Below are 26,677 nucleotides of genomic sequence, written 5' to 3' on the forward strand. Positions count from 1 at the left end.
CGTATGTGGGCATGTATATTCGGGTGAAAAAAAGGGGCTTGGTTTCGGCAAGGGCGGGCCCGGAGGCGGAAGGATTTTTTTCCGCCGTGTGGTATATGGCATAATGGAGATGTCGAACAGGAGTTTGAGCCGGTTTGACGGCGGCGATGCCAATCAGGGGACTCTTCCACCTTCAGATACCAAAGAAAGGGGTATCGACATGAAGATTCACTATCACGGGCACAGCTGTTTCGAAATTCATCACGAAGGGCACCGGCTGATCATCGATCCTTTCTTGCGCGGAAATCCCATGGCAAAGGCGGATCCCAAGGACATCAAGGTGGACTATGTGCTCCTCACCCACGGCCACGGCGACCATGTGGGGGATGCGCTGGAAATCGCCAAAAACAACGACGCCACGGTGATCGCTCCCAATGAATTGGCCGTGTGGATGGGATGGCAGGGGGCCAAGATCCATCCCCTTCACATTGGAGGAAGCTATGCTTTTCCCTTCGGCCGCGTGAAACTGACCCAGGCCTTCCACGGATCCGGCTTTACCGTGGATGACCGGAAGGAGATCATCTATCTGGGGATGCCCGCGGGCATTTTGTTGATGCTGGGGGACAAAACCATCTATCACGCCGGCGACACGGGCCTTTTCTCCGACATGAAGTTGATCGGGGAACGGCATCCGGTCGACATCGCGATGCTGCCGATCGGGGACAACTTCACCATGGGGCCCGAGGATGCCCTGACCGCGGCGGAGTGGGTGAAGGCCAAATGGGTGATCCCCATGCATTACAACACCTTCCCGCTCATTGAACAGGATGCGCACGCCTTCGTCCGGAACCTGGAGGCGAAGGGGATCAAGGGCGTGGTCATGGAGAGCGGAGAAACAAGGGAATGGTAGCAAAAAACGACAACGAACTGTAAATCCCTTGTAACTTCCGTGTAATACGCATGGATTACGATGTTTACAGGATGAAAACCCCCTTATTTGGAGGCGGCTGGAACTACCGTCTCTTTTTTTTGCGCAAAAAGGCCTTCCGAGGCATCCGGCGTTTTCCGCCGCGAAGGAGCCGAATTTTTTGCATAATGTCCGGGGCTTGTTCGTATGATGGGTACAGAATGGGGGGATGGACGTGTGGCGGAGTAAGCACGGGCTCGCCTTGGTGCTTGCCTTGGGGCTGCTATTGATGGCGGTTCCCCGGCTGCCGGTGGCGCTGGAAGCGGATGCCGATTCCGTTTTTGCCTTGTCATGGCTCGCCTTGGCCCTTCTGGTGATCGCCGCCAATTGGCGGATGGTGCTTCAGGGGGACGAGGAAAGGGAGCGGCGTTCCGAATGGGAAAGGCGGCTTCGCTGGCTGGAGGCCCAGCGGAAGCAGAGGCGTTTCGAAACGGGAACGAGACAGCGAAGGCGATTGTTTTCCTGAGGGGGTCCGCGTGTCTGTTTCAGCCGGACAAGCGGTCTTTCCGGAAAGGTTGTATCATCCTTTTCCGATTTACTGTATCAGAGCTTGAAGGAGGCGTGAAAGACCCTCCTTTTTTATTTTGTTTTTGGACTGTGTAAGTACTATGTGTATAATGTATTGTAACAGAGTTTTATCGCGGAAAGGAAAGAAGGGATGCGAATGCCCACCAAGCACGAACGGATTCTCCGGTATATCGAACAGCTCGACGTGGGTGAGAAGATTTCCGTCCGCACCATCGCCCGCGAGCTGGGGGTGAGCGAAGGGACCGCGTACCGGGCGATCAAGGAGGCGGAAAACCAGGGATTGGTCAACACCGTGGAGCGGGTGGGAACGGTCCGCGTCGAGCGAAAACGGCGTTCCAACATCGAGCGGCTCACCTTTGCCGAAGTGGTCAACATCGTGGACGGTCACGTGTTGGGGGGACGGGCCGGGCTTCACAAGACCCTCAACAAGTTCGTCATCGGCGCCATGAAGCTGGAGGCGATGATGCGCTATGTGGAACCCGGAAACCTGTTGATTGTCGGAAACCGCTACAATGTGCACCGCATCTCGCTCCAACGGGGGGCGGCCGTCTTGATCACCGGCGGTTTTGACACGACGGAAGAAGTGAAAGCGCTTGCAGATGAACTGGAGCTTCCGGTGATTTCCTGCAGCTATGACACCTTCACGGTGGCGTCCATGATCAACCGGGCGATCTACGACCGTCTGATCAAAAAGGAGATTCTGCTGGTGGAAGACGTGATCGCGCGGGATCACAAGCCGGTCTATCTGAAAGTGGATGATCCGGTCGCCCGTTTTCACGAGAAGGTGAAGGAGACGGGCCACAGCCGCTATCCCGTGGTGGACGACGGCGGGAAGGTGCAGGGAATGGTGACGGCGAAGGATGTGGTGGGTCACGACTCGACGGAACGGATCGAGCGGGTGATGACCCGGAATCCGATCACGGTCACGCCGAAGACCTCCCTGGCGTCCGCAGCCCACGAGATGGTGTGGGAAGGAATCGAATTGCTCCCGGTGGTGAATGATCAGCGGCGCCTCCTCGGGGTGATCAGCCGGCAGGACGTGATCAAGTCCCTGCAATACATGCAGAAGCAGCCGCAGGTGGGGGAAACGATCAACGACATCATTTTCCGGGGGTTTGAAGAGGTCCGGGAAAAAAACGGCACCCTCGTCTTTCGCGGAAAGGTGACGCCGCAGATGAGCGATTCCCTCGGGACCCTCAGCATCGGCGTGTTGACCGGACTGATGACGGAGGCGGCGATCCGGATCCTCCGGCGGCACCGGAGGGGGGACCTGGTCATCGAGAACCTGACCATCTATACCCTGAAGCCCGTGCAGCTGGAGAGCGAAGTGGAATTGATCCCCCGGGTTTTGGAAATGGGGCGGAAGTCGGCCAAGTTGGAGCTGGAAGTGTTTCACGACGGCAACCTGGTGTCCAAGGCGATGCTGACGGCGCAGATGATCGAGCGGTAACCGCGGCCGCCGGGGCTTAAGCATCCATCGCATAAGGGGATGGACAACGTTGGACGAGGTGCAAAAGATTTTGGATGATGCGACGCGAAAGTTGGAGAGACTTCCCGGCGTCGTGGGAGTGGTGCTGGGAGGATCCCGGGCGAAGGGAATGCACCGGCCCGATTCCGACATCGACATCGGAATCTATTACGATGAAAGCGAAGGCTTCGAAGTGCAATCCGTGGGGGAGGTCGCGTCGGAACTGGATGATAGGCACCGGACCGACCTGATCACACCCCTGGGGGCATGGGGGCCCTGGGTCAATGGGGGCGGTTGGCTCGTCATCGGTGGATATCACGTGGACTTTTTGTTCCGCGACGTGAGGCGGGTTTCCCGGGTGATCGACGACTGCGCGAAGGGGATCGTCACGGCGGATTATCAGACCGGACATCCCCATGCCTATTTGAACCTGATGTACATGGGCGAAGTGGACCTGTGCAGGGTGTTGGCCGATCCGCAGGGGCGGATCGCGGCGCTGAAGGCCAAAACCCGTCCGTACCCGAAAGCCTTGCAGGAGGCCGTCATCGGCCGGTTCCTGTTCGAAGCGTCCTTTTCCCTGCTGCATGCCGAGGCCCATCGAGGCAACGATGATCTCGCCTATGTGGCTGGGTGCTGCTTCCGCACCGTGGCCTCTTTGAACCACGTCCTGTTTGCCAAGAACGAAGAGTACTGCATCAACGAGAAAGGGGCCACGGCGATGGCGGACCGATTCCCTCTCAAGTCGGAACATTACAAGGAACGGGTGGATCAGGTGTTTACAAAACTGTCTTCAAAGGACAGCCGGGGAACGGAGGAGGCCGTCGCTGTGCTTCGGCAGCTGATTTCCGAAACGGAGGCATTGGTTCGGCGCTAGAGGGGGCGGACCAATTCCGCACGAAACGACATCCGTACAAAGGCGCATGAAGTTCAACTTCATGCGTTTTTTGGTGCTCTCGTTTTCAACTGACGATTTACAACCGATCAATGGAGCGCGTTGCTGCCGGGGATGATTCCGTCAATCGGGTTTTATCATCCCTTTTCTATTTTGACGCCCTTTTCCGAGGGGCGTGATTTTTTCCGGAATCGTTCAGTGGCCATCCGGCGATCCGGAGCAGTGGGCTTTAATGTGATTTTTATCACAATCACTCCTTTTTAAATAATTTGCCCTTGTCCCGGCAAAAAACGGACAAAAAATTTGTGTTCCAAATCACAATTCTGCCGGTTCGATTTTGGTTTTATTGGAGATGAAGTCAGGAGAAATGATCTTATGACGGTCACGATAGTTTTTTAAGTGAAAATAATCACATTTATAGCAATACTGGTGATTTGAAAAAAACTGTACTTCATCATGGCACGGGAGGTGGAAACGGGAACTTTCCGCGATCGCGTTCAGAGATGCCGTCCGTTCGTTCTTTGATCACCGGATACGCTCCATTGGGAAGAAGGTGGATTTTCGTGAATCCGACACTTCGATGGATGGTCTTGTTTGCGGTGGGACTGGTCATCGGCTTTGCGGGAATTCTCTTGTTTCTGGGATGAAAGTTTGGAGCCTGAGCGGAAGATTGTTGGACCATGAGACGGAACCACAATAAGCTGAGGAAGGTGAAAGGATGAAGCTGGGAAAATGGTATGTGCCCGTGGCGCTGGGAGTGATCCTGGGACTTGTGGCCGGCTCCATCGTCAGCTATATCGGTCCAACATCGACAACGGAAGGGGAGCAGGCGGTTTCCGGAGCTTTTATCCCTCCCGGCAAGAAGGATGAATATTATATGTTTGCCTCGGGAGGGCATTCGGGACAGGTGTATGTGATCGGGGTCCCGTCCCTGCGCAGGATTCGCACGATTCCCGTTTTCAGCCGGGATTCCGCCACCGGATATGGTTGGGATGAGGAGTCCAAAAAAATGCTCGGCGAATACACTTGGGGGGATGTGCACCATCCGGCCCTCAGTGAAACCGACGGCGAGTATGACGGACGCTTTCTTTACGTCAATGATAACGCCAACAACCGTGCGGCGATGATCGATTTGAAAACCTTTACCACGAAGCAGATTTTGGGACCGATCCCCAATATTATGGGCCCCCATTCGGCGGCATTTGTTACCCCCAACACGGAATATTTCATGATGGCGACACGGTTTTCCGTTCCCATGGGCGGAAAATATGCGTCCCTGGACAAATACAGCAAGGAGTACCACGGCGCCTTGTCGGCCCAAAAAATCGACCAGAAAACGGGCAAGATGAAGGTTGCTTGGCAACTGAAGCTGCCGCCGTGGAACTATGATCTTTCCGATGCGGGGAAGAAAATCAGCGGTGACTGGGCCTTCTTCACCACCTACAACACGGAGGAAGCGACGGAGCTTTTGGAGATCAACGCTTCCGCCAACGAAACCGACTATCTGGTTGCAATCAACTGGAAAAACGCGGAAAAGGCCGTCGAGGACAAAAAGTATGAGGTGATCAACGGCGTCAAAGTGGTGGATCCGACGAAGGTGAAGGGGATCGCCTATTTGATTCCGCTGCCCAAAAGCCCCCACGGTGTCGACGTCTCCCCGGACGGTCGCTGGATCGTGGGGAGCGGCAAGCTGGATCCCACGGTGACGGTGTATGATTTCAAGAAATTCATCAAGGCCATTGAAGAGGAAGATTTCTCCGGAACGGAAAAAGGATTGCCCATCGTCAATTTCGAGTCGGTGAAAGAGGCGTCGGTGAAGGTGGGCTTGGGACCGCTTCACACCCAGTTCGGACCGGACGGTTACGCCTACACCACGTTGTTTGTGGAAAGCGCCGTCGCCAAGTGGAAGCTGGGCGAATGGAAGGTGCTGGACAAAGCGACCGTTCATTACAGTCCCGGCCACAGTTCCGCCGCGGAAGGGGACACGGTCTCCCCGGACGGGAAATATCTGGTGGCACTTAACAAACTTTCCAAGGACCGGCATCTTTCTGTCGGCCCCTCTCATCCGGAAAATATGCAGCTGATCGACATTTCCGGAGACAAAATGAAGGTGATCAACGAGGCGCCGATCGATCCGGAACCCCATTACGCGCAAATGGTCAAAGCGGACAAAATCAAACCGATACTGAAGTACGAAAAAGATGAAAAGCGCCCCCACTCCGTCTGGAAGAAGGAAGATGTGCGCATCGAGCGCAAGGGGAACCATGTGACGGTGCACGGTTTGGCGGTCCGGACCCGGTTCTATCCGGACAAAATCGAGGTGAACGAGGGAGACAAGGTCACGATCTATTTGACCAACATCGATCTGGACCAGGATATCACCCACGGCTTCGCCATCAACCTCTATGACATCGATGTGGAAGTGCAGCCCGGAGAGACGAAAAAGATCGAATTTGTGGCGGACAAACCAGGGGTTTATCCCTTCTACTGCTCCAACTTCTGTTCGGCGCTCCACCAGGAAATGCAGGGTTATCTCCTGGTCAAACCAAAAAAATAACGGCTCATCACCTGCTGAGGAGGGGGGATTTCCCCCCTCTCTGCAGCAGGGCCCAGGAGGGATTCCGATGGGAGTGAAGCGTTCCCGCATGTCCCCCCTCTCCCGGGGACTCGTCTTGGTCGGAGCCGCTCTGTTGGTGATATCCGTCTACTTTCCCTGGTGGGGGATGAGGCTGATCGCGACCATGTATCCCGAAGGCTTGGATCTTTTGGTTTATCCGTACAAGCTGGAGGGGCATTTGGATACGATCAACATACTGAACCACTATATCGGCATGAAAGAGATCCATGAGGAGGACTTCCCGGAATTTCAATACATCCCCTATGTGATTTGGGGAATTGCCATCGGCTTTGCGGTAGCCGCCGCTGCCGGATCCAAAAGGTTGGGTTATGTGATGATCGGTCTGCTCGCGATCGGCGGGATTTTCGGGATATACGACATGTATCATTGGTTGCATACTTTCGGCACGCAACTGGATCCCCGGGCGCCGATACAAATCGATCCCTTTGTACCGCCGATGGTGGGGGAAAATCAATTGGCCAATTTTACGACCTATACCGGTTTTAAAAGGGGATTCTATTTTCTGATTCTCGGGACGGCGGCGATTGCGCTGGGGCTCTGGGGGGATCGGCTGTGGAACGAAAAGTCATCCTCTGCTTGTTCTTCATAGCGATCCTTTTCGTGTGGATGCCGGAAAAAGCGGAGTCCGCCGTCCGGGAAGTGGGTGAAGGGAAGCCCTATGCACAAGTGACCGAGGCCCTTCGTGTGGCGGAAAGCGGAGACGTGATCCGCGTCTATCCCGGTGAATACCGCGGGAACCTGGTGATCGACCGATCCGTCACCTTGGAAGCGGTGGAGATAGGGAAGGCGAAAATCATCGGCACCGGCGAGGGAAACGTGATCACCGTCCGTCACCCCGGGGTGACCATCAGGGGCTTTGAAATTTCCTCCGGGGGACTCAATTATCTGAAAAACGACGCGGCCATCATGGTGACCCGGGACGGCGCCCGCATCGAAAAGAATCGGATTCGACAATCCCTCTTCGGCATCTACTTGAAAAAGTCGAGCAACCATGTGATCCGGGAAAACGATATCGTCGGCCGGGAAGAGCGTTCCTTTTCCGAACGGGGGAACGGTCTTCAAATCTATTATTCTCACCGCAACCGGGTGGAGAAAAACCGCTTTCGCCATGTGCGGGACGGGATCTATGTGGAGTTTTCCCACCGCAACCGGCTTCACTCCAACCGGGTGGAGGACTCCCGCTACGGTGTCCACTATATGTGGTCCGACGACAATGTGTTTGAGGGGAATGTGTTTCTCCGCAACGTATCGGGAGCGGCGATCATGTTTTCCAAACGGGTGAAGCTGACGAACAACCGGTTTGAGAACAGCCAGGGACTGCGGTCCTTCGGGATGTTCCTCCAAACCGTGGAGGACAGCGAAGCCTGCGACAATTTGTTCCTGCACAACTCCATCGGCGTCTTCAGCGATTTGTCCCGAAACATCCAAATCCACCACAACACCTTTCTGGCCAATGATATCGGGATGGAAATGTTGGGCAGCAATTGGGACAGCGTTGTATACCAGAACAATTTCATTGACAACCTGCAACATTTGGCCGTCAATGAACAAACGACGAAGATCGACTGGTTCAGAGGGGAAAGGGGCAATTACTGGAGCGATTATGAGGGAGTGGATGTCTCCGGGAAGGGGATCGGCGAGCCGGAATATCAGTCCGGCAACCTGTTTGAGTATTTGATGACCAAATATCCGCACACCCGTCTTTTTATCCAGAGTCCGACGGCCAAAATGCTCGAAGCGATTGACCACTGGTTTCCCGTTGTTTCCCGGCCGAGTGTGACGGATCCGTATCCGCTGATGGAGCCCGTCCGCCATGAAACCTATGACCAATTGCGGCGACGCCCGGAAGAGGGTGGGGGAGCGGCTTTCGCATTGGTGATTTCCGCGGCCCTGCTTTTGATGGGTGGAGGGGCGTTTTGGGTCGTACACAGAAGAAACCGGTGAATGACCACCGACGAACGGGAGGTGAAATGATGGGGATCGCCCATTCTTCCAAGGCGGGGTTGGTTTTGATCCTGATGCTGTCGGTGATCGGGGGATGCAGCGGTGATTCGGGTCCCCGACCGATCGATGAAGCGGTGGATGTGTGCGCTTCGTGCAACATGAGCGTGTCGGACGGGCCCTTTGCTGCGGAATGGGTGCAAAAGGACGGGGAAGTGCTCAAATTCGACGATATTGGATGTTTGGCCGATTACCTTCGCAAAAATGACGCGGAAGGAACAGCATATGTCCGGGATTTTCACAGCAAAGAGTGGATTCGGGCCGACCAAGTCTTCTTTGCGGATTCCGATCTTCACACCCCGATGGGTTCGGGCATTATCGCTTTCCGGGATGAGGATCGTCTGCAAGAGTTCATCCGGAAGGAAAAAGGGGCGAAAGAGACAACCTGGGAGGAAGTACTCCGTCACGCCCGGGATGAGGAGGCGAAACATTGAAACCGGCGTGGAAGATCAAGCTGGAAACGGTGGGTGTCCTCGCCGAGAAAGAAATGTTGGATGCCGTTCGCAACCGTTGGTTTCACGTGTTTGTGGCGTTCTTTTTCCTGTTGTCCGCATCCATTATCCATTTTGGATTGACGGAAAGCGGAGGGATCGGCTTTGAGAGTTTTAATCGCACCACGGCCAGCCTTTTGAATTTGATCCTGTTTGTCATTCCCCTGTTCACCCTGATTTTGGGCGGAACATCCATCACCGGGGAACGTGAGCAGGGAACGCTGATGCTGCTGATGTCCAAACCGATCACGGCCGCCGAGCTGGTCCTGGGCAAGTATCTGGGTCTTGCGGCATCCATGGTTTTGGCCATCATGATCGGATTTGGCCTGATCGGCATCCTCACCGCCTTCCTCTTGTCCCCCTCCGAGGCAAAAGCGTATTTCATTTTTGTACTTCTTTCCATCCTGTTGACACTCTCTTTTCTCAGCGTGGCCATCCTGATCTCCGCTGCGGCGAAAAAGCGGGCGACCTCCGTGGTCGGCGGCATCGTCGTCTGGTTTGTTGCGGTGATGCTCTATGACTTTGCCGTCATGGGGGGAGCGACACTTTTCGCCGGGAAAATGGTCGATTATTTTCTCCTGGTTTGCCTGTTGGTGAATCCCGTCGACTCCGTCCGCGTTTTGGGCATCGTACATCTGGGGGGAGATACGGTTTTTGGTCCCAGCTTGGTGTCGTTGACACGGCTGTTGAGCGGCGTTTCCAGCGAAATTTTTCTGCTGTCGGGGATTGCGGTCTGGATGATTGTCCCCCTGTTCCTTGCCATTTCTGTCTTTCAAAGGAGGGGAGGGGTGTGACTTCCTGGGTGGTGGTGGACCATGTTTCCAAAGCGTATAACGGAAAAAAAGCGGTGGATGATCTTTCCTTCCATATCGATCGCGGAGAAATTTTTGCGCTGTTGGGACCCAATGGAGCGGGAAAAAGCACCCTGATTCGGATGATGACCGGCCTGATTCAACCCGATGCCGGACAAATTCGGATGAACGGAGAACGGGTTTTGCCCTTCAAAAAGGAAGTCAAAAGATATTTTTCCTTTTTGCCGGAGACGATGTCCCTTTATCCCAACTTGACGGCGGGTGAGACGTTGCACTTTTTCTCCAGATTGCAAAGGATTTCCCGGAACAGATGTGACGAAGTGCTGGATGTCGTGGGACTTTTGGAGGTTAAGGACAAAAAAATCGGCGGTTTTTCCAAGGGGATGAGACAACGGCTGGGATTGGCGGTCGCGCTGTTGGATAAGGCACCGCTTTTGATATTGGATGAACCCACATCCGGGTTGGATCCCTATTGGGCATCCCGGTTCAAGGAAATTATCCGTCGGAAAAAACGGGAAGGCACCAGCGTTTTTTTCGCTTCCCACGATCTTTATGAGGTGGAGTCCTTGGCGGACCGGATCGCGATCCTGAATGAAGGAAAACTCTACTATTTGGGAACCGTGGATGACCTCAAATCGAAGCATCCCACAGAAATCCGGATTCAAGTTCGGTTTGAGATTCCCCAGGATCCGGACGGGTTGGCCCGGGAGCTGGGAGTTGCCACTTTCCGGAGGGGGGATTGGATCCAATTGATCTGCCGGAGGGACGACAAGGTGAGGATTCTTCGTTCTTTGGAAAAGGGCGGAAGAAAATTGGCGGACCTTCACATCCACGAGACGACCCTGGAGGAGATCTATCGTGCCATTTCCGGGGGAACGCCTTCCCCGGAGATGGACAAGTTGTGATGAGAAGCGATGAGTGCCCCCAGGCTTTGCGGGTTGCCCGCGGACACAAAAAAACCCGGCGGGAAGCCGGGTTTTTTGATCCGTTTTATTTTTCCTCCGCCGCCGTACGGAATTTTCGCCAGTTGCGGATGCCGTAGAACAGGTTGATCAGCCCGACGGCGAAAATAAAGGCGATCAGCAGGGCGCGAAACCAGTGTTGGACGGGCAGGAGCAATTGGAACGCGCCGATGGCGACAAACAGGACGCCCATGCTGACGTTGGTTTTCGCCTGATGCAGCTTCCGCTTGATTCCTTCGGTTTTGCGGGAAGCGTAACTGTTGGTGAAAAAGAAAAACGCGGCGAGGATGACCGTGACGAACAGAATGAGGGAAATCATGCGCATCCTCCTATCGTGCTCAGGCATCATTCACACAGAGTCGCCGCGACATCGAGAAATGCGCGGCGAACGGCCTCAGAAGGAGAGGGGTGTGCCGCGACGCCTGCCCGCATCGCTAGGCTCCGCGGCACGCCCCTCTCTCGGATTCCGCGGGTCCCCCGATCCATCACAGGTTCCCGCTTTGGGAGCCGTCGTTATGTATGCGACACGCCTGCACCGCGCGGGTGAGGCGTGAAACCGTTCAAACGGGAGACGGCCGAATCAATGAAGAGTGGTTTGTTTTTTTTCGGGGATGAACCACCAACCGATCGGGGTCCGGTCGATGTATACGGGGATGTTCAACTGGGTCAGTTCCTTCTCGATCAGCCGGGCCACTTCTTCTGTCTCGGCGTAGGCGGAATAACCCTGTTTCAGGTTTTCCAGTTTCTTTCTGGCCAGGCATTTGCGGTTGATGATCATAGTGACTCCCCCTTTCTAAAAACCCCCCTCCATAACCTATAATACCAGAAAAAGGTCGATTGCGAATCTTGGGAGTTTGTCGAGTCCATGACATTTCCCCGATTAATCGGCGGTTTTCTCCGTTTCCGCCGTTTCAAGGGCTTCCACCCATATTTTCAGTGTCGATCCGATGAAGGCGATGTATTTCAGGCGAAGGCGGATTTCGGTCTTGCGGTTGTTGTCGTCGGAAAGAAAGATGGTCCGGTTTCGCAGGATGGTTTCCAAAAGGTCGGGATTGTTGCTGATCCAGGTGACCGATTTCCCGATGAAGGGATCCACCAGGGTTTCCACCTGTGACTTGATCTCTTCCTGCCCGTATCGGAGGGAACTGATCACTTCCACTTGAATTTTATGGATCTGTTCAGAACTTTCCTGACGCCGGGCATCCTTGTCCAACTCCTGCTGCAGGCGGAGAATTTCCTTGTTTTTTTGGTTGTTTGCATAGTAGAGGGCGGATCGCTCCAGATACAGGCCGTCCAGCTTCTGGCCCGTCCAAAGGAGCATGGCCACCATGCCGGCGATCAGGCCGAAAAAAAAGGAGACGGCCATGCGGATCAACCCTCTTGAGCGGATGAGGCGGTCGGTCCTCATTCTACCAATCCCCTTGGATCAGCCAGCGGATCAGCAGATAACCCGTGTGGGCCCCGATGAAGGCGCTGAAGATGAAGGCCAGCTGTTGGGCGACCTCTTCCAATTGGCCTCCGAGGAGATTGATTTCAAAGGCGCGGATGGCGTCGAAGGTTCCTCCGATGGCGGCGACCATGGCCCAGATCTTCAGTTGGTCGGCCAGGTGGACCATTTTGCTCATCGGCGGTTCGTCCCCGAACAGATAGCCGATCCCCCCGAGCAGGCTTCCCCCGAGGACGACGCCCAGGGCGATGAAAAAATCGAGAACGGTTGTGGACCAAAATCCTCCCATGCTGCCTCCGCCTTTCGTCGAAGTTCCTATTACACCCTATGACGGGGCCCGGCCGATTATGTGGACAAGGGAAACCCGATCGGCTGTTCGCATTCCGGCGGTCCCATCCGCTATAATGAAGGGAGAGAGGCCAAAGGACAGGTGGGGACCGATGAATTTTGTGCACCTTCATGTCCATACCGAATACAGCTTGCTGGACGGGGCGGCGCGGATCAAAGAGCTGGTCCGGAAGGCCGAAGAGCAGGGCATGGAGGCCCTGGCCATCACCGACCACGGGGCGATGCACGGCGTGGTTCCCTTCTACCGGGAATGCCTGGAGCGGGGAATCCGCCCGATCATCGGCTGCGAAGTGTATGTCACACCGGGGAACATGGAGGAGAAACCCTCCCCCCGGGAAAACCGGATTTACCACCTCCTGCTGTTGGCGGAAACCACCGAGGGATACAAAAATCTGATGAAGCTGGTGTCGGAGGCCCATCTCCGGGGCTATCACTACAAACCCCGCGTGGACAAGGCCTTGCTCCGACGCTTTCGAAGGGGGCTGATCGCCACCAGCGCCTGCCTGTCGGGAGAAATTCCCCGGGCCATTCTGGAGGGGCGGTTTCAGGATGCGCGCCGGATCGCGGAGGAGTACCGGGATTTGTTCGGGGATGGAAATTTCTTCCTCGAACTCCAACATCATGGGGTTCCGGAGGAGATGAAGGTGAACCGGCACCTGATCGCCCTGGCGGAGGAGACGGGGATTCCCCTGGTGGCCACCAACGATGTCCACTATGTCAACCGGGAGGATCATGACGTTCAGGATTGCCTGCTGTGCATCGGCACCGGCCGGCGGCTCGACGAAGAGGACCGGATGCGCTTTCCCACCCGGGAATTTTATCTGAAGGCGCCGGAGGAGATGACCCGCCTGTTTGCCGACGTCCCGGAAGCGATCCGCAACACGGTCCGGATCGCGGAGCGGTGCCGGGTGGAAATCCCCTTAGGAAAGCGGCTGTTGCCCCGGTTTCCCGTCCCCGAGGGATACACGGCTTCTTCCTATCTGCGCGAGCTGTGCCGGCGGGGGGCCGTCGAACGCTACGGTTCCATCCCCCCCGAAGTGAGGGAGCGGCTGAGATACGAACTGGATGTCATCGAACGGATGGGTTTTTCCGACTACTTTCTCGTCGTGTGGGATTTTGTCCGCTTCGCCCACGAACGGGGCATCGCCACGGGCCCCGGCCGGGGTTCCGCCGCGGGCAGCCTGGTCGCCTACGTGTTGCGCATCACCGACATCGATCCGCTCCGGTACGGGCTTCTCTTCGAGCGGTTTCTCAATCCGGAGCGGATCAGCATGCCGGACATCGACATCGATTTCAATTATGAGCGGCGGGATGAGGTGATCGAATACGTTTCCCGGAAATATGGACCGGACCGGGTGGCCCAGATCATCACCTTCGGGACGATGGCCCCCCGGGCGGCGGTGCGCGACGTGGGCCGGGTGATGGGGCTCCCCTATCCCGAGGTGGATCGGGTGGCCAAGTTGATCCCCGCTTCTCCGGGAATGACCCTCGAGAAGGCGTTTCAGGCGGAGCCCCGGTTGAAACAGCTGTGCGAAAGCAACCCGCGGATGGCCCGGCTGATGGAAGTGGTGAAAAAGGTGGAGGGACTGCCCCGGCATGCCTCCACCCACGCCGCCGGGCTGGTGATTTCGGAGAAGCCCCTTACGGAATACGTTCCCCTGATGCGGGGAAGCGACGGGGGCCGTCTCACCCAATACCCGATGGACGTGTTGGAGTCGATCGGCCTTTTGAAGGCGGATTTCCTCGGGCTTCGCAACCTGACGGTGATCGAGCGGGCCAAAGGCATCATCCGGGAGACGGAGGGCAAGGAAATCCGCTTCGACCGGATGGACATGGAGGATGAGGAAACCTACCGGATGCTGGGCAGGGGGGAAACCATCGGCGTGTTTCAGCTGGAATCGGCGGGAATGCGCCGGGTGCTCAGGGAACTCAAACCGTCCTGCTTCGAGGATCTCATCGCCGTCCTGGCCCTGTACCGTCCCGGCCCCATGGACCAGATTCCCCGTTTCATCCGGGCGAAGCACGGCAAGGAGCCCGTCATCTATCCCCATCCCGATCTGGAGCCGATCCTGAAGGACACCTACGGCATCATCGTCTACCAGGAGCAGATCATGCAGATCGCCTCCCGGATGGCCGGCTTCACCCTCGGCCAGGCCGATCTGCTGCGCCGGGCCGTGGCCAAGAAGAAGCGGGAACTGCTGAACGAACAGCGGGATGCGTTTTTGGCCGGCTGCCGGGCCAACGGTTATGATGAGGAGACGGGGCGCCGGGTGTACGATCTGATCGTCCGGTTCGCCGATTACGGGTTTAACCGCAGCCACTCCGCCGCCTATGCGGTGCTGGCTTATCAGACCGCCTATTTGAAAGCCAATCATCCGCTGGCCTTCATGGCGGCCCTCCTCACGACGGTGATGGGAAGCCAGGGGAAAATGGCCGAATACGTCGAGGAGTGCCGCCGCATGGGCATCGAGGTGCTGCCCCCCGACGTGAACCGGAGCGGCCGCTCTTTCCGCGTGGAGGGAAAAGCGATCCGCTTCGGACTGGAGGCGGTCAAAAACGTGGGAACCCACGCGATCGAGGCCATCCTGCGGGAGAGGAAGCGCCGCCCCTTCCGCGATTTGTTCGACCTCTGCGCGCGGGTGGATTTGAGACACGTGAACCGGCGGGTCCTGGAATCCCTGATCCAGTGCGGGGCCACGGAGTCCCTGGAGGGACACCGGGCGCTGCAATTGGCCATGTTGGACGAGGCGATCGAGCGGGGGAGCGCTTTCCAACAGCTCCGTTCCGAGGATCAGTTGGATCTCTTCGAGGATGAGACGCTCACCCTTTCCTCTCCCCGTTTTGATTACAGCAACACCGTTCCCTTCAGCCGAAAGGAGATCCTCGAAATGGAACGGGAACTGCTCGGGCTGTATCTTTCCGGCCATCCCCTGGATGGCTATCGGAAGGCGCTGCCCCGCCTCACGACCCACACCCTCGCCGAGCTGGAGGAGTGCCGGGACGGGGAACGGGTCTCCATCGCGGGGATGATCACCCATGTGAAGCCGATCACCACCCGGAAAGGGGAGCCGATGGCCTTTGTCACGGCGGAGGACTGGTCCCGGCAGGTGGAGGTGATCCTCTTTCCCCGGACTTATCAAAAATACCGGCCCTTGCTTCAGACGGACCGGCCGGTTCGCATCTCCGGGCGGATCAACCTCCATGAGGAGGGGGTGAAGATCTTGGCCGACACCCTGGAGGATCTGGAACGGCTTGCGAAAGATCCGCCCGCCGTGCCGGAGGCCTCGGCCCGGACTTCTCAGGCTTCGCCCGCCCGAAAGGGGGTGCCTGGCGGGGAGGAGTCGCCCGCCGCGGCCTTTATCCGGATTTCTCCCCGGCACGAGGACGGTCAGGTGCTTCAGTCCCTGAAACAGGTGCTCCTCCGGCACCGGGGGGACGTTCCCGTGTACCTCTTCTATGAGCGGACGAAAAGAGTGCTGGCCCTGCCCGTTTCCAAGTACGGAATCCGCCCGTCGGAAGAATGCCGCGCACGCATTGAGGAAATCCTAGGAAAACGCACCTTCCGCCTGAAGGAGCCCCCTCGGGCGGAAGGTGGGGATTGCACCGATTGATGCGGAATTTCAGGGAGGATCCCGTGTTTTACCATTACGTCATCCGTCTGTTGGAAAAAAGAGGAGTATCCCTTGATTCCATCGCCGAGATCGTCTTGAAACTGCAAAGACCGTACCACGACGACCTGACCCTGGAAGAATGCAGGGAGAGCGTGGAACACGTTTTGCGGAAGCGGGAAGTGCAATACGCCGTCATCACCGGCGTTACCCTGGACATGCTGGCGGAGGAGAAAAAGTTGCCCGAACCCCTGCAGACGATCCTGGCCACCGATGAACCCCTTTACGGCATGGACGAGATTCTCGCCCTCGGAATCACCAATGTGTACGGGAGCATCGGCCTGACCAATTTCGGTTACCTGGACAAGCGAAAGCCCCTGATCCTCGGCCGGCTGAATCGGGGAAAGGCGGGGGTGCACGTTTTTCTGGACGATCTGGTGGCGGGCGTCGCCGCCGCGGCTTCGGCCCGTATCGCCCACCGCTTGCCCGAGGCGGAGCGGTTTGAGGGGGACCGGTGAAAGGGTGTCCGGGAAACGGCGCTTCCCTTCGCTGTGGTGAAGGATGGCAGGGGAGGGATGAAGGAAATACTTTATCCGTTGATTCGGAAGAAATATTTCCTTCATCGATTGGCGCAGCTTTTGCGAGAAAATCCGAAAAACCCTTTGAGAGGGTTCTTTTTTTTGGCCAGAGGGTGCCGGAAGGACCAAAACCCCGCAAAAAGGAAGGAACCCGCCGTCGCCATTTCTGCGGGGGTGCCGTACAATGAAGTAAATCATTCATATCAATGAAAAATGTGAATGAAACACTTCAAAGGAGATGGATTTCATGGCGACATCGGTACATCCGGTTCATCCGCTCGTCGGCAAGACGGCGGGTTCCGCGGCGCTTCACGAGGAAGCGGCCCGCTATCTTCCCGGCGGAGTGACCGCCAACATCAAATATTTCGATCCCTATCCGATCGCGATGGACTCGGCAAGCGGCGCCCGCATGAAGGATGTGGACGGAAACGAGTATATCGACTACAACCTCTGCTACGGGGCGCTGATACTGGGACACGGCGACCCGCGGGTGAAGAGGGCGGTGCTGGAGCAGTTGAACCGGATGGGTACGACCGTTCTGGGGACCCCCCATCGGTTGGAAGTGGACATGGCCCGGACGCTCGTTGAACTGTATCCGGGGATCGACACGGTCCGTTTCACCAATTCGGGCCTGGAGGCGACCCTGTTGGCCATCCGGTTGGCGATGGCTTGGACCGGGCGGCCGAAACTGGCCAAATTTGAAGGGCACTATCACGGGGGATACGATCAGGTGTTGATCAGTGTCCACCCGAAACGCAGAAGCGAAAATCGGCTTCCTTCCGTTCATCCCGATTCCAGGGGGATTCCCGACTATTACCTGAAAAACACGGTGGTGCTTCCCTTCAATGACTTGGACGGAACCGAGGAGATCCTTCGGCGCCACGGTCATGAGCTGGCCGCGGTGATCATCGAGCCGGTGCAGGGAGGATTTATCCCGCCGAAGATGGAATTCCTTAAGGGGCTGCGGGAGATGACGCGTGCCTGCGGGGCGCTCCTCATCTTTGACGAGGTGAAGACGGGCTTCCGCGTTGGGCTGTCGGGAGCCCAGGGCCGTTACGGGGTGATTCCCGATCTGACGGCTCTCGGCAAAGTGCTGGGCGGGGGCTTTCCCGTGGGCGCCGTGGGCGGCCGGAGGGAGATCATGGACATCTGCGCCCCTTCCGCCCGTTCCTCGGACATTCTTTCCATCGGTTCCCAGGGAAAGGAGAGCAGGGCTTCGGACACCCTGTTTCACAGCGGGACCTACAACGGCCATCCCACCGTGCTCGCTGCCGGCATGGCCACCATTGAAGCCCTCCGGAGACCCGGCGTGTATGCCGAAGTGGAAAAGGCGGCGGAGGCTCTTCGCGCGGGAATGGAAGAGATTTTGAAAAGAAACGGGGTTCCGGGACAAACGGTGGGAGTGGGGAGCATTTTCAACCTGGTGCTCGACGAAGGACCGATAAACCAGATTCAGGACATTCTGCGCTCCGAGCTCTCCCTCCGCCGGAGGATCGACTATGCCCTGTTGGATCAGGGTATCTACGTGAAACCTCTCAACCGGTTCAGCCTTTCCACGGCCCATACGCCGGACGTGATTGAAGAAACGCTGGACCGTTTCGAGAGGGGGGTGAAACAAACGGTCAAAGGCAGGTGATGTCGTGAAAAAGAAGAAGGTGAGCGTGTTTCGGAGGATTCGTGAAAAAAGCGACGGGATGAGCCGGTCCCATCAAAAGGTGGCGGCCTATATGGAGGCTCATCCCGATCGCGCCCCGTTTTTGACGGCTGCCCAGATGGCCCAACTGGCCGGGGTGAGTGAGGCGACGGTGATCCGGTTCGCCACTTACCTCGGATTTTCCGGTTTTTCCGAGATGCAGAAGCACCTCCGGGAGGAAATCCGCGAACGGCTGACCACGGTGGAACGGCTTGATCTGGCTGAAGACGCTTATCCGGAGGAACAGCGGGTCGTCTACGAGGTGCTGCACGACGATCTGGGCAACCTCCAGCAGACGATGCACATGTTGGACGCCTCCGCCTTCGCCGAAGCCGTCGGCATGATCAGCCGTGCGCGGATGATCTCCGTTGTCGCCTTCCGCAGTTCCCACGCCTTGGGTTATTTCCTCACCTTCTACCTCAATTTGATTCTGGAAAACGCCAAACTGATCCAACAGTCGGATACGATGTTTGAACAGCTTTCCCCCCTTCGCTCCGACGATCTTTTGATCGGGATCGGCTTTCCGCGCTATACGGCCCGCACCATCCAAGCCATTCAGTTTGCAAGGAACCGAGGGGTGAAGACCCTGGCCATCACCGACTCCCATGGTTCTCCCCTGGCCCGCGAGGCGGAGGTCTACCTGGTCGCGACCAGCCGGCTTCCCTCCTTTGTGGACTCGTACGTGGCTCCCCTCAGTCTGATCAATGCCCTGATCACGGCGGTGGGTCGAAAAAACAAGGCCGCGGTTTCCCGCCGCCTCAAGGTCATGGAAGAGGTTTGGAGCAAGGAGGGAATTTATTTTCCCCAATAGACGGAAAGGCGCTCGGCGCCTCTTCAAACCAAAGGGTTTCGTCCACGGCAGAATTGAATCCTTCCGCACGGGACCTTCGCCTTCAGCCGCCGGAACGCATTTCCTGCGCCGGGCCTCCGGCGGGGCGCCGCGCCGCATTCATCCTCCTGGCGCCCTTCAGTTTTGCACCGGTTGTGCGCGTCTCTTAAAAAATAAAACGGGCGCGCAACGGTCTGCTTCTGCACCCTCATGGATCGGCGACCCACCCGAGATCTTTCGACCGCAAGCGGGCGGTACACGATCCATGATAAGGATCCGTCCGACCGCACAGAACTCTGGGAGACTTTTTGCACCGGGCATGGAACCTGGTTTCCGATCGCCCCTTCAGCGGCGAGGTTTAAGACCTCCCTTTCCGGGGCGCAATGCGCCGGGGGAATCTGCCCATCTCCGTGCGATCTCCGCGCGTCCCCGCAAGCCTTTTTCAATCTTGCGGAAGCTTTCCTTCGAATGCATGCGGTCCATGGCATCCTTTTCGGAGGCCCATGGATCTTGATTCGACCGTTGTGCACCCGCTACCTTCATTATGGCTGGGGCCCGATCCGTTTATGCACGCGTCCAGAAAGCGGCAGGTGCGCTCCCCTTTAAAATGGAAAGGATCATCGGATTATATTGAATCTTGAGTCAATAATCCATTACAATGCAAGTAGGTCCGATTAATGACGGGAGCGTGATACGGGATGAAGGGAACGATGATGCACTATCCCTTGACGCTGATGCACCTTTTGGAACGGGCGGGAAGCCTGTACGGATCGGTGGAGATTGTTTCGCGCATGCCGGACAAGTCGATGCATCGATACACCTACGCCGATTTTTACCGCAGGGCGCGTTCCCTGGCCAAGGCCCTGCAAAAGGCCGGACTCAAGCGGGGCGACCGGGTCGGAACCCTGATGTGGAATCATTATGTCCATTTGGAGGCTTATTTCGGCATTCCGGCCGCCGGAGGCGTGCTCCATACCCTGAACCTTCGCCTGCACCCGGATGAAATCGCTTACATCGCCAACCACGCCGGGGACCGCTTCCTGATTGTCGATGACGTGCTCTTGCCCCTGTTGCAGAAATTCCGGGACCGGCTCAAGGTGGAAAGGATCATCGTCGTTTCCCTCACCGGTCAACCGGTGCCGGAGGGGATGGAGGAATACGAGTCCTTCATCGCGGAACCCGCCGAGGATTTTGTCTACCCCGATCTCGACGAAGAGGAAGCGGCCGGGATGTGCTACACTTCGGGGACGACGGGAAGGCCCAAGGGGGTGGTCTACAGCCACCGGTCGTTGGTGCTCCATTCCTTCGCCTCGGCGATGGCGGATACTTTGGGAATCTCCCGGCACGATGTCGTCCTGCCGGTGGTGCCCATGTTCCATGTCAACGCGTGGGGATTGCCTTTCACTTGCACCATGGTGGGGGCGAAGCAGGTTTTTCCCGGCCCCCATCTGGATCCGGTCAGTTTGTTGGAACTGTTTAAAGGGGAACAGGTCACCTTTACGGCGGGAGTGCCGACCATCTGGCTCGGTATTCTGCAGGTATTGGAGAAAAATCCCGGCCAGTGGGATCTGAATCCGAAGCTGCGCATGGTGGTGGGAGGAGCCGCTGCGCCGGAGTCGTTGATCCGCGCCTTTGATCGCCACAATCTTCGGGTGGTTCACGCTTGGGGGATGACCGAAACGGCACCTCTGGGCACGGTGAGTCTATTAAAACCCCACATGGAGTCCCTTTCGGTGGACGAGCAGTACGCCTACCGAGCCAAGCAGGGCCTGCCGGCGCCCTTTGTCGAGGTGCGGATCGTCAATGAGCAGGGCGTCGCCCCCCACGATGGAAAAACCATGGGCGAGCTGCAGGTGAGGGGTCCCTGGATCGCCGCGGACTACTACAACCGTCCCGATTCCCGCGATTCCTTCACGGAGGACGGCTGGTTCCGGACCGGCGACGTGGCGACGATCGATCCGGAGGGTTTTGTGAAAATCACCGACCGGACGAAGGATCTGATCAAATCGGGCGGCGAATGGATCAGCTCCGTCGATCTGGAGAACGCCCTGATGGGACATCCCGCCGTGGCGGAGGCGGCGGTGATCGCCGTTCCCCATCCCAAATGGCAGGAGCGTCCCCTGGCGGTGGTGGTGCTCAAGGAAGGGGCCCGGGCCACGGAGGAGGAATTGATCCAGCACTTGGCCCCCCGCTTCGCCAAGTGGTGGCTTCCCGACGGGGTGGTCTTCGTGAAGGAAATTCCCCGGACTTCCGCCGGGAAATTCCTGAAAGCCAAATTGCGGGAGCAGTTTAAGGACTGGGTCAAGGAAAGGGAAGGACTTCGCCCGGATTGATTCCGGCCGGCCGGCGATGCAAGAAAACACGCCCCAAAAGAATGGGCTCACCCGTCATTTCGGGCGGGCCCTTTTACTTTGCTTCATTTGACCGACACGGTGCAGGTGGCCGTCATGTCGCCGTCTTCCGTCGTGGCCGTGATTTTCGCGGTGCCGGGGGCCATCGCTTTGACCTTCCCGTTTTCATCCACCGTCGCCACGCCGAGATTGTCGGATTGCCAGAAGACCGTCCGGTTTGTGGCGAAGGCGGGTTCAACCTCGGCCTTCAATTCGGCGGTGTCCCCCGGTGACAGGTTTAATTCGGCGCGGTCAAGGGTCACCCCCGTGACGGAAATCGTCTTGTCCTCGAGGGTGTACCGCCAGAGGGTGTTTCCGTACGGGGCGGACGGACCGTTTTTGAAGTAGAGGTTGCCCATCCGGTCCTGAGCGAGAAAATGAGAGTTGCTGTCCCGGAGAATGGTCACTTCTTTGTCCGCCGGATCGATTTTGAAAAACTTTCCTCCTGCGGTGCCGTAGATGTGGCCGTCCAAGCCGATCTCAAGATCCACCCCGCCTGTCAAGTAATGCAAGTTCGGGAACTTTTCCTCGCGGTATATGACCTCTCCGGTTTCCGGGTCGTAGATGAATAGCGTGCCTTGCGCAAACCCCCAGATGTTTCCATCCGGGCCGACGAGGAGGGCTCCGATCGCCGTCTCGCCCGGGACGGGCACGGTTTCGCGGATTTTTTTGCCCGTTGCCACATCCCACACGAACAACTTTGCTTCTTTTTCGACGGGCACCGAGGCGTCGCCCCCGTAGATGCTGGTTCCGGCGTACACCTTCCCGTCCTTATAAGCCAGGGAGATGACGCTTTGATTGGGGACGATATTGCGGTAAACCTGTTTTTCCCCGGTTACCGTGTCGTAGACCGCAAAGGCTCCCCCCAACTGTCCGTAATACGGGGCGGTTCCAATGAACAGCTTGTGGTGCTCTTCCGATCCGGTCATCGCACGCGGTCGGTTTTGGCTTTCGCTTTGCATGGAGAAAAGCAATCTCGGGTTCTGGTTTGCTTTCCAGGGTTTTGCCGGATCGTACTCGTAAATTTTTGCATCCCCGTAAACACCGAAATACATCTTATCCCCAAGCGTGAAGATCGACTCCGATTGGCCGACGCCTCCCGTATACCGCACGAGTTTTCCGGTGTCCGGGGAATATACCCCCACGCCTCCGGAAATGTAGCCGTTGCTGTAAATGTTGCCGTCGGGTCCGGAGGCCACGTTGTAGATGTCGGTCGGCTGCGGCGGCAGCGGAAGTGTCATGACCTTCAAGGCCCGCGTCTGCAGGTTGTACTTGAAGGCTTTGCCTTCGTAATTGCCGATGAACCCGAACAATGTCGGTCCCGGATAGTCGGGATCGTCCAACTGAACGAAATCCCAACCGATGGCGGTCTGCCCGAGTGTGGCGGGATTGTCGCCGATCATGACGGGATTGGTGGTTTTTGTCTCCAGATGGTATTCGTACAAATGGCTGCCGTACGTATAATACGCGACTTTTTCATCGGGAGAAGCGATTGCGCTCGGGGAGTGCGAATACGCGACAAATTCGGCTTCGATGGTTCCGGTGTCGGGATCCATGACGATCATTTGATGACCGGGATCGATTTTTATGAAAAGCTTGCCGCCGATCAGGTTCAAGTCGTAAACGAAGCTGTTTTCGGCGTACTTGTCCGGCAAAATCTCCCGTTTCGCCCCGGTTGCCAGATCATATTTTTGATCAGATGGGCATGGGCTCCGACTCCCGCATACAGCACATCCTTGTCGGGATCGTACGCGACATCGCGAACGTAATTTTCGCCTTCCACCATTTGTCCCAGGTCGCTGAACCCTTTGGCCGGGTCGTATTCAAACAGGTTGCCGCCGGGATAAGTGCCCCCGTATATTTTTCCGTTCTTGCCCGGTACCAGGCCGTAGACGACGGTCGTTCCCGGCACCGGCTGGCCGAGGTCTTCCACCCGGTCCGAGCCGGGAATGTATTTGTACACATGCCCGTTTGGATAGGTTCCGACATAAACGGCTTCGTCACCGACGGCGGTGATCGTCCAAGAGCCGGTCGCACCCGGAAGATCGACCGTTCGGATCACTTTCTCCGATTGAAGATCGACAATCACCAACTTCCCGGGATCTCCGACAACGACCGTGTATCCGACTGGACGTTCGGACGGGTCCTTGCCGAATGCGCCGGTCATGATCGTCAGATTGGCGATCTGTACGCCCAAGTCGGTGAAATGCGGAGTGACCGTCACGTCCAAAGGCGTTTCAGCGATCGTTTTTCCCTTTTCCGTCTTCACTTTATAGATGATCGTGTAGTGTCCGACTTTGGAAAATTTCAGGGTCCAATCGGTTGTTTCACGATGCTTTGCGGGAAGATCAAATCCCGGCTTCATCCATTCACCGGTGTTCAGAAAGGACCTCACCCGGCCCGTTTTGTCTTTCGCGCGGAACAACACGTCGCCCGGACCCGTGGCTTTTTCGAAGGCGATATGCACGTTTTTATAGCCTTTGGCACCTTCCTTGTCCGTTGACAAGGTGATCGGTGCCGTGATGTATTTCCCCGTGCCCACCGATTCCGGAAGTGCGTACTCGAACCGGTACGTGGAGTGCGGATTTCCCTTCGAAGGTTTTCGGACCTGAACTTTCGCCTCCGCCTTCATCCCGCGGTATGCGGCGATGATTTTGCCGTTTCCCTGCTTTACGGCCTTTACCGTCGTCCCGTTGACGGTGACGGCCTTCCCCTTTGCGGTCAAGACCGCATCCGGGACCGGTACGCCGGTGCCGTCCGTTGTCCGTGCGATCACCCGCACGCGACTCGTCTCTCCCGGTTCCAAATGGAGGATGGACGGCACGATGCTAATCGATTGGATCGGCTGGTCCCGCGAGGAAGATGATTCTTCGGCTTCCTTTGTGTGGCCGATCCCCGGCAACAGCCCCCAAGCCGCCAGCATGACGGCAAAAAAGAGATTCATCCCCATTCGTCTCATCGATGTTTCCTCCAGTTTTCGGTGATAAAATCGGAAATATATTTTAATTCATAGTATTTGGATAATTACGGGTCAATAGGTGAAGGATTTTTGGAATCATTTTGGTCGAAAATTTTGGATCGCTTCCGAACAAATCGCGGAGCGGACGGAAATCCATCCTGGATAAAGTGACCGTAGGCAGCCTTGGGGGCGGCTCTCTGTCCATCAATCATCCCCGCCGACTCCGCAAAAGGCGGCGATGTGCGGCGCCTCCGCCTATAAAAGCGGGGTGCGACCGCCGCGCGGCAGGATGGACTGGGATGGAGAAGGAGCGGTATACTAAGCGGGGCGGTCCGGAATCGGATCGCTTGAAAATGATGTTTTGGAGGCGCGTTATGAAACGGGTTTTGATCATCACCACCGGAGGAACGATCGCCATGGGAAGGGACTCGTCCGGGACGGTCCGGGTGCTGGACGAGAATGTGCTGATTCGGCAGCAGTCGGCCTTGGCTTCGGTTGCCCATGTCGATTTTTTCACCTTTTCCAACCTTCCCAGCGTTCATCTCACCCTCGACCATGTCATCCGCCTGCGCCGGCTGATTTTGGACAAGGCGAAGGACTATGACGGGATTGTCGTCACCCACGGAACGGACACCCTGGAGGAGACGGCCTTTTTTCTCGACCTGACCCTGCCGCTGGCCCGACCGGTGATTCTGACGGGGGCGATGCGATCCTCCAACGAACCCGGAAGCGACGGCTTTCTCAACTTGTTGCATTCGGTGCAGGTGGCAGCCGATCCGGAATCGGCCGACAAAGGGGTGCTCGTGGTGATGAACGGAGAGATTCACGGCGCCCGCTTTGTTCAGAAGATGCACACCAGCCACGTGGAGGCGTTTGCTTCTCCCCAATTCGGCCCCTACGGATGGGTGGAACGGACCGGAATCCGCTTTCTGGTGGAGGCGGTGAAGAGAGAGTGCATTCCGGTCCGCCCCGAAGCCCTGACGAACCGCATCCCGATCATCAAGGCGGGGTTTGACACCGACGATTCCTTGATTTTCTGCGCCCTGGATCGGTCCGTCCGGGGTCTGGTGGTGGAGGGGTTGGGAATGGGTCATCTTCCGCCGGCCATGATGCCGGGGATCGTTCGCGCCCTGGAAGAGGGGATTCCCGTCGTGATTACCAGCCGCTCACCGAAGGGAGCGGTGGAGCCGGTTTACGATTTTGAGGGAGGGGGACGGGATCTGGACAGGAGAGGGGCGATTTTCGCCCGGGGTCTTCCGGCTCATAAAGCGCGGATCCAACTGATGGTGGCCCTGGCCGCCGATCCCCGTCCGAAAACCCCGGAGGAGCTGCGGGAGCTGTTCTCCCGTTGATCCCGTCAGCCCCCTCCGCCGCTTCCGTCCGGCTTTTGCCTTCCCCCGGCAAATCGAAAGCGACTTATCCCGTGGCGGCGGAGGAAAAATGACGCATTTGTCGAAAAAGGTAAAGAAGAAACCAATCTCTCCATTGCCGGAAGAAGGGGCATCTTTCCCCTTGTTTCCGTTTTTTTTCGTTATGTTTTCGTCAGACCGTTGCCATTCTTTTTGCTTGTTTTTTCGTTGGAGGAAAGGCGCTTTTCGCGGTGGGGTGGATCAGGGGCGGAAAGGCGGCAATCTACCGGACGATCCCGGCGGGGCCTTTCGGAGAATTCGATGCGTCTCGGTCCGGCGAGTCCCCGGTGGGCGGTTTCCACCGGCGCTTCCGATTTGGACCTGCGCCGTCCGCTCCTGGGCCTTCGCCGAAGGCCCGCGCAGAGTGCGGGAGAGAGTCCGAATGCCCCGGTTGCACCGGGGGTTTCCGCCGGTCCCCCCCTTGCGATGACCCCCTTTCACCGGGGGAGCGGGTTCTGGGTGACGCCTTTCCCCGGAGGCGGGACCCGCGAGTTTGGGGAATATCGGGCGACGGGGGCCGGTGAATCCCGCGCCGTCATTCCGGACCGCTGCGTAAGCGGCGGTCCGCACGCTTAGACCGTTCCGCAGCGGTCGACAGGCCGGGCACCGGGCTTTTGACCCGTCGCTTGGGCGGAAACCCTGCGACGAGGATGATGCGATGTCAAGCTGTACACCCGC

Annotated in this window: 22 protein-coding genes; 16 read left to right on the forward strand and 6 right to left on the reverse strand. The window is 57.4% G+C overall.

The genetic code is table 11. The annotated features are described in order from the left end of the window. Positions 1-199 precede the first annotated feature (199 nt). The 10 genes from BM063_RS08040 to BM063_RS08085 all read left to right on the forward strand — a co-directional run bounded on the left by BM063_RS08040 (position 200) and on the right by BM063_RS08085 (position 10,681). The gene (locus BM063_RS08040; protein WP_092037727.1) at positions 200-889 is read left to right on the forward strand and encodes a metal-dependent hydrolase; all 690 of its coding nucleotides are present in this window, start codon (positions 200-202) and stop codon (positions 887-889) included. 232 nt (positions 890-1,121) lie between these two features. Beyond that, a complete protein-coding gene (locus BM063_RS08045; RefSeq protein ID WP_143085277.1) occupies positions 1,122-1,412 on the forward strand; it encodes a hypothetical protein in 291 nt (96 codons plus the stop codon). 198 nt (positions 1,413-1,610) lie between these two features. Beyond that, the gene (locus BM063_RS08050) at positions 1,611-2,924 is read left to right on the forward strand and encodes a DRTGG domain-containing protein (RefSeq protein ID WP_092037731.1); all 1,314 of its coding nucleotides are present in this window, start codon (positions 1,611-1,613) and stop codon (positions 2,922-2,924) included. A 49-nt stretch (positions 2,925-2,973) separates the two neighbouring features. Beyond that, the gene (locus BM063_RS08055; RefSeq protein ID WP_092037733.1) at positions 2,974-3,816 is read left to right on the forward strand and encodes a nucleotidyltransferase domain-containing protein; all 843 of its coding nucleotides are present in this window, start codon (positions 2,974-2,976) and stop codon (positions 3,814-3,816) included. A gap of 736 nt (positions 3,817-4,552) precedes the next feature. Then, on the forward strand, positions 4,553-6,391 hold the full coding sequence (gene nosZ / locus BM063_RS08060) for a Sec-dependent nitrous-oxide reductase (RefSeq protein ID WP_092037735.1): 1,839 nt from the start codon (positions 4,553-4,555) through the stop codon (positions 6,389-6,391). Positions 6,392-6,458: 67 nt separating this feature from the next. Then, positions 6,459-7,061: a hypothetical protein gene (locus BM063_RS08065; protein ID WP_342713742.1), complete on the forward strand. Its 603-nt coding sequence runs from the start codon at positions 6,459-6,461 to the stop codon at positions 7,059-7,061. Further along, on the forward strand, positions 7,025-8,416 hold the full coding sequence (nosD, locus tag BM063_RS08070; protein ID WP_092037737.1) for a nitrous oxide reductase family maturation protein NosD: 1,392 nt from the start codon (positions 7,025-7,027) through the stop codon (positions 8,414-8,416). Before BM063_RS08065 ends, nosD begins: the two co-directional genes overlap by 37 nt. Positions 8,417-8,445: 29 nt before the next feature. After that, positions 8,446-8,907, forward strand: coding sequence for a nitrous oxide reductase accessory protein NosL (locus BM063_RS08075; protein WP_177199049.1), 462 nt, complete (start codon positions 8,446-8,448; stop codon positions 8,905-8,907). After that, the gene (locus BM063_RS08080; protein ID WP_245752173.1) at positions 8,904-9,758 is read left to right on the forward strand and encodes an ABC transporter permease; all 855 of its coding nucleotides are present in this window, start codon (positions 8,904-8,906) and stop codon (positions 9,756-9,758) included. Before BM063_RS08075 ends, BM063_RS08080 begins: the two co-directional genes overlap by 4 nt. Then, the gene (locus BM063_RS08085) at positions 9,755-10,681 is read left to right on the forward strand and encodes an ABC transporter ATP-binding protein (protein ID WP_092037741.1); all 927 of its coding nucleotides are present in this window, start codon (positions 9,755-9,757) and stop codon (positions 10,679-10,681) included. The genes BM063_RS08080 and BM063_RS08085 overlap by 4 nt, the downstream gene beginning before the upstream one ends. A gap of 85 nt (positions 10,682-10,766) precedes the next feature. On the opposite strand, the gene BM063_RS08090 is transcribed toward BM063_RS08085, so the two are convergent. The 4 genes from BM063_RS08090 to BM063_RS08105 all read right to left on the reverse strand — a co-directional run bounded on the left by BM063_RS08090 (position 10,767) and on the right by BM063_RS08105 (position 12,474). Further along, positions 10,767-11,057: a YtpI family protein gene (locus tag BM063_RS08090; protein ID WP_177199050.1), complete on the reverse strand. Its 291-nt coding sequence runs from the start codon at positions 11,055-11,057 to the stop codon at positions 10,767-10,769. Between the two features lie 261 nt (positions 11,058-11,318). Beyond that, the gene (locus BM063_RS08095) at positions 11,319-11,516 is read right to left on the reverse strand and encodes a YtzJ family protein (RefSeq protein ID WP_092037745.1); all 198 of its coding nucleotides are present in this window, start codon (positions 11,514-11,516) and stop codon (positions 11,319-11,321) included. A gap of 102 nt (positions 11,517-11,618) precedes the next feature. Continuing rightward, a complete protein-coding gene (locus BM063_RS08100) occupies positions 11,619-12,146 on the reverse strand; it encodes a sporulation membrane protein YtrI (RefSeq protein WP_143085279.1) in 528 nt (175 codons plus the stop codon). A 1-nt stretch (position 12,147) separates the two neighbouring features. Beyond that, on the reverse strand, positions 12,148-12,474 hold the full coding sequence (locus BM063_RS08105; RefSeq protein WP_092037749.1) for a YtrH family sporulation protein: 327 nt from the start codon (positions 12,472-12,474) through the stop codon (positions 12,148-12,150). A gap of 151 nt (positions 12,475-12,625) precedes the next feature. Between BM063_RS08105 and BM063_RS08110 the strand changes: the two genes are divergently transcribed. The 5 genes from BM063_RS08110 to BM063_RS08135 all read left to right on the forward strand — a co-directional run bounded on the left by BM063_RS08110 (position 12,626) and on the right by BM063_RS08135 (position 21,574). Beyond that, positions 12,626-16,144, forward strand: coding sequence for a DNA polymerase III subunit alpha (locus BM063_RS08110; protein WP_092037751.1), 3,519 nt, complete (start codon positions 12,626-12,628; stop codon positions 16,142-16,144). Between the two features lie 23 nt (positions 16,145-16,167). Next, positions 16,168-16,659 carry a phosphatidylglycerophosphatase A family protein gene (locus BM063_RS08115; protein ID WP_245752175.1) on the forward strand — a complete coding sequence of 164 codons (492 nt, stop codon included), beginning with the start codon at positions 16,168-16,170 and terminating at the stop codon, positions 16,657-16,659. 307 nt (positions 16,660-16,966) lie between these two features. Next, a complete protein-coding gene (locus BM063_RS08125; protein WP_092037813.1) occupies positions 16,967-18,355 on the forward strand; it encodes an aspartate aminotransferase family protein in 1,389 nt (462 codons plus the stop codon). 4 nt (positions 18,356-18,359) lie between these two features. Continuing rightward, positions 18,360-19,223, forward strand: a complete 864-nt coding sequence (locus tag BM063_RS08130) for a MurR/RpiR family transcriptional regulator (RefSeq protein ID WP_092037758.1) — start codon at positions 18,360-18,362, stop codon at positions 19,221-19,223. A gap of 728 nt (positions 19,224-19,951) precedes the next feature. After that, complete coding sequence (locus BM063_RS08135) at positions 19,952-21,574, forward strand: long-chain fatty acid--CoA ligase (protein WP_218154427.1); 1,623 nt, start codon at positions 19,952-19,954, stop codon at positions 21,572-21,574. A gap of 83 nt (positions 21,575-21,657) precedes the next feature. On the opposite strand, the gene BM063_RS08140 is transcribed toward BM063_RS08135, so the two are convergent. Beyond that, entirely contained in the window at positions 21,658-23,286 is a 1,629-nt protein-coding gene (locus tag BM063_RS08140; protein ID WP_092037762.1) for an Ig-like domain-containing protein, read from the reverse strand. Next, complete coding sequence (locus tag BM063_RS08145) at positions 23,244-24,590, reverse strand: NHL repeat-containing protein (protein WP_143085280.1); 1,347 nt, start codon at positions 24,588-24,590, stop codon at positions 23,244-23,246. The genes BM063_RS08140 and BM063_RS08145 overlap by 43 nt, the downstream gene beginning before the upstream one ends. Before the next feature lie 374 nt (positions 24,591-24,964). On the opposite strand from BM063_RS08145, the gene BM063_RS08150 reads away from it, so the two are divergent. Next, positions 24,965-25,942: an asparaginase gene (locus tag BM063_RS08150; protein ID WP_092037815.1), complete on the forward strand. Its 978-nt coding sequence runs from the start codon at positions 24,965-24,967 to the stop codon at positions 25,940-25,942. Positions 25,943-26,677: the final 735 nt, after the last annotated feature.

Origin of the sequence: Planifilum fulgidum, assembly GCF_900113175.1 — a bacterium.
In the GTDB taxonomy this organism is placed as follows: Bacteria; Bacillota; Bacilli; order Thermoactinomycetales; family DSM-44946; genus Planifilum; species Planifilum fulgidum.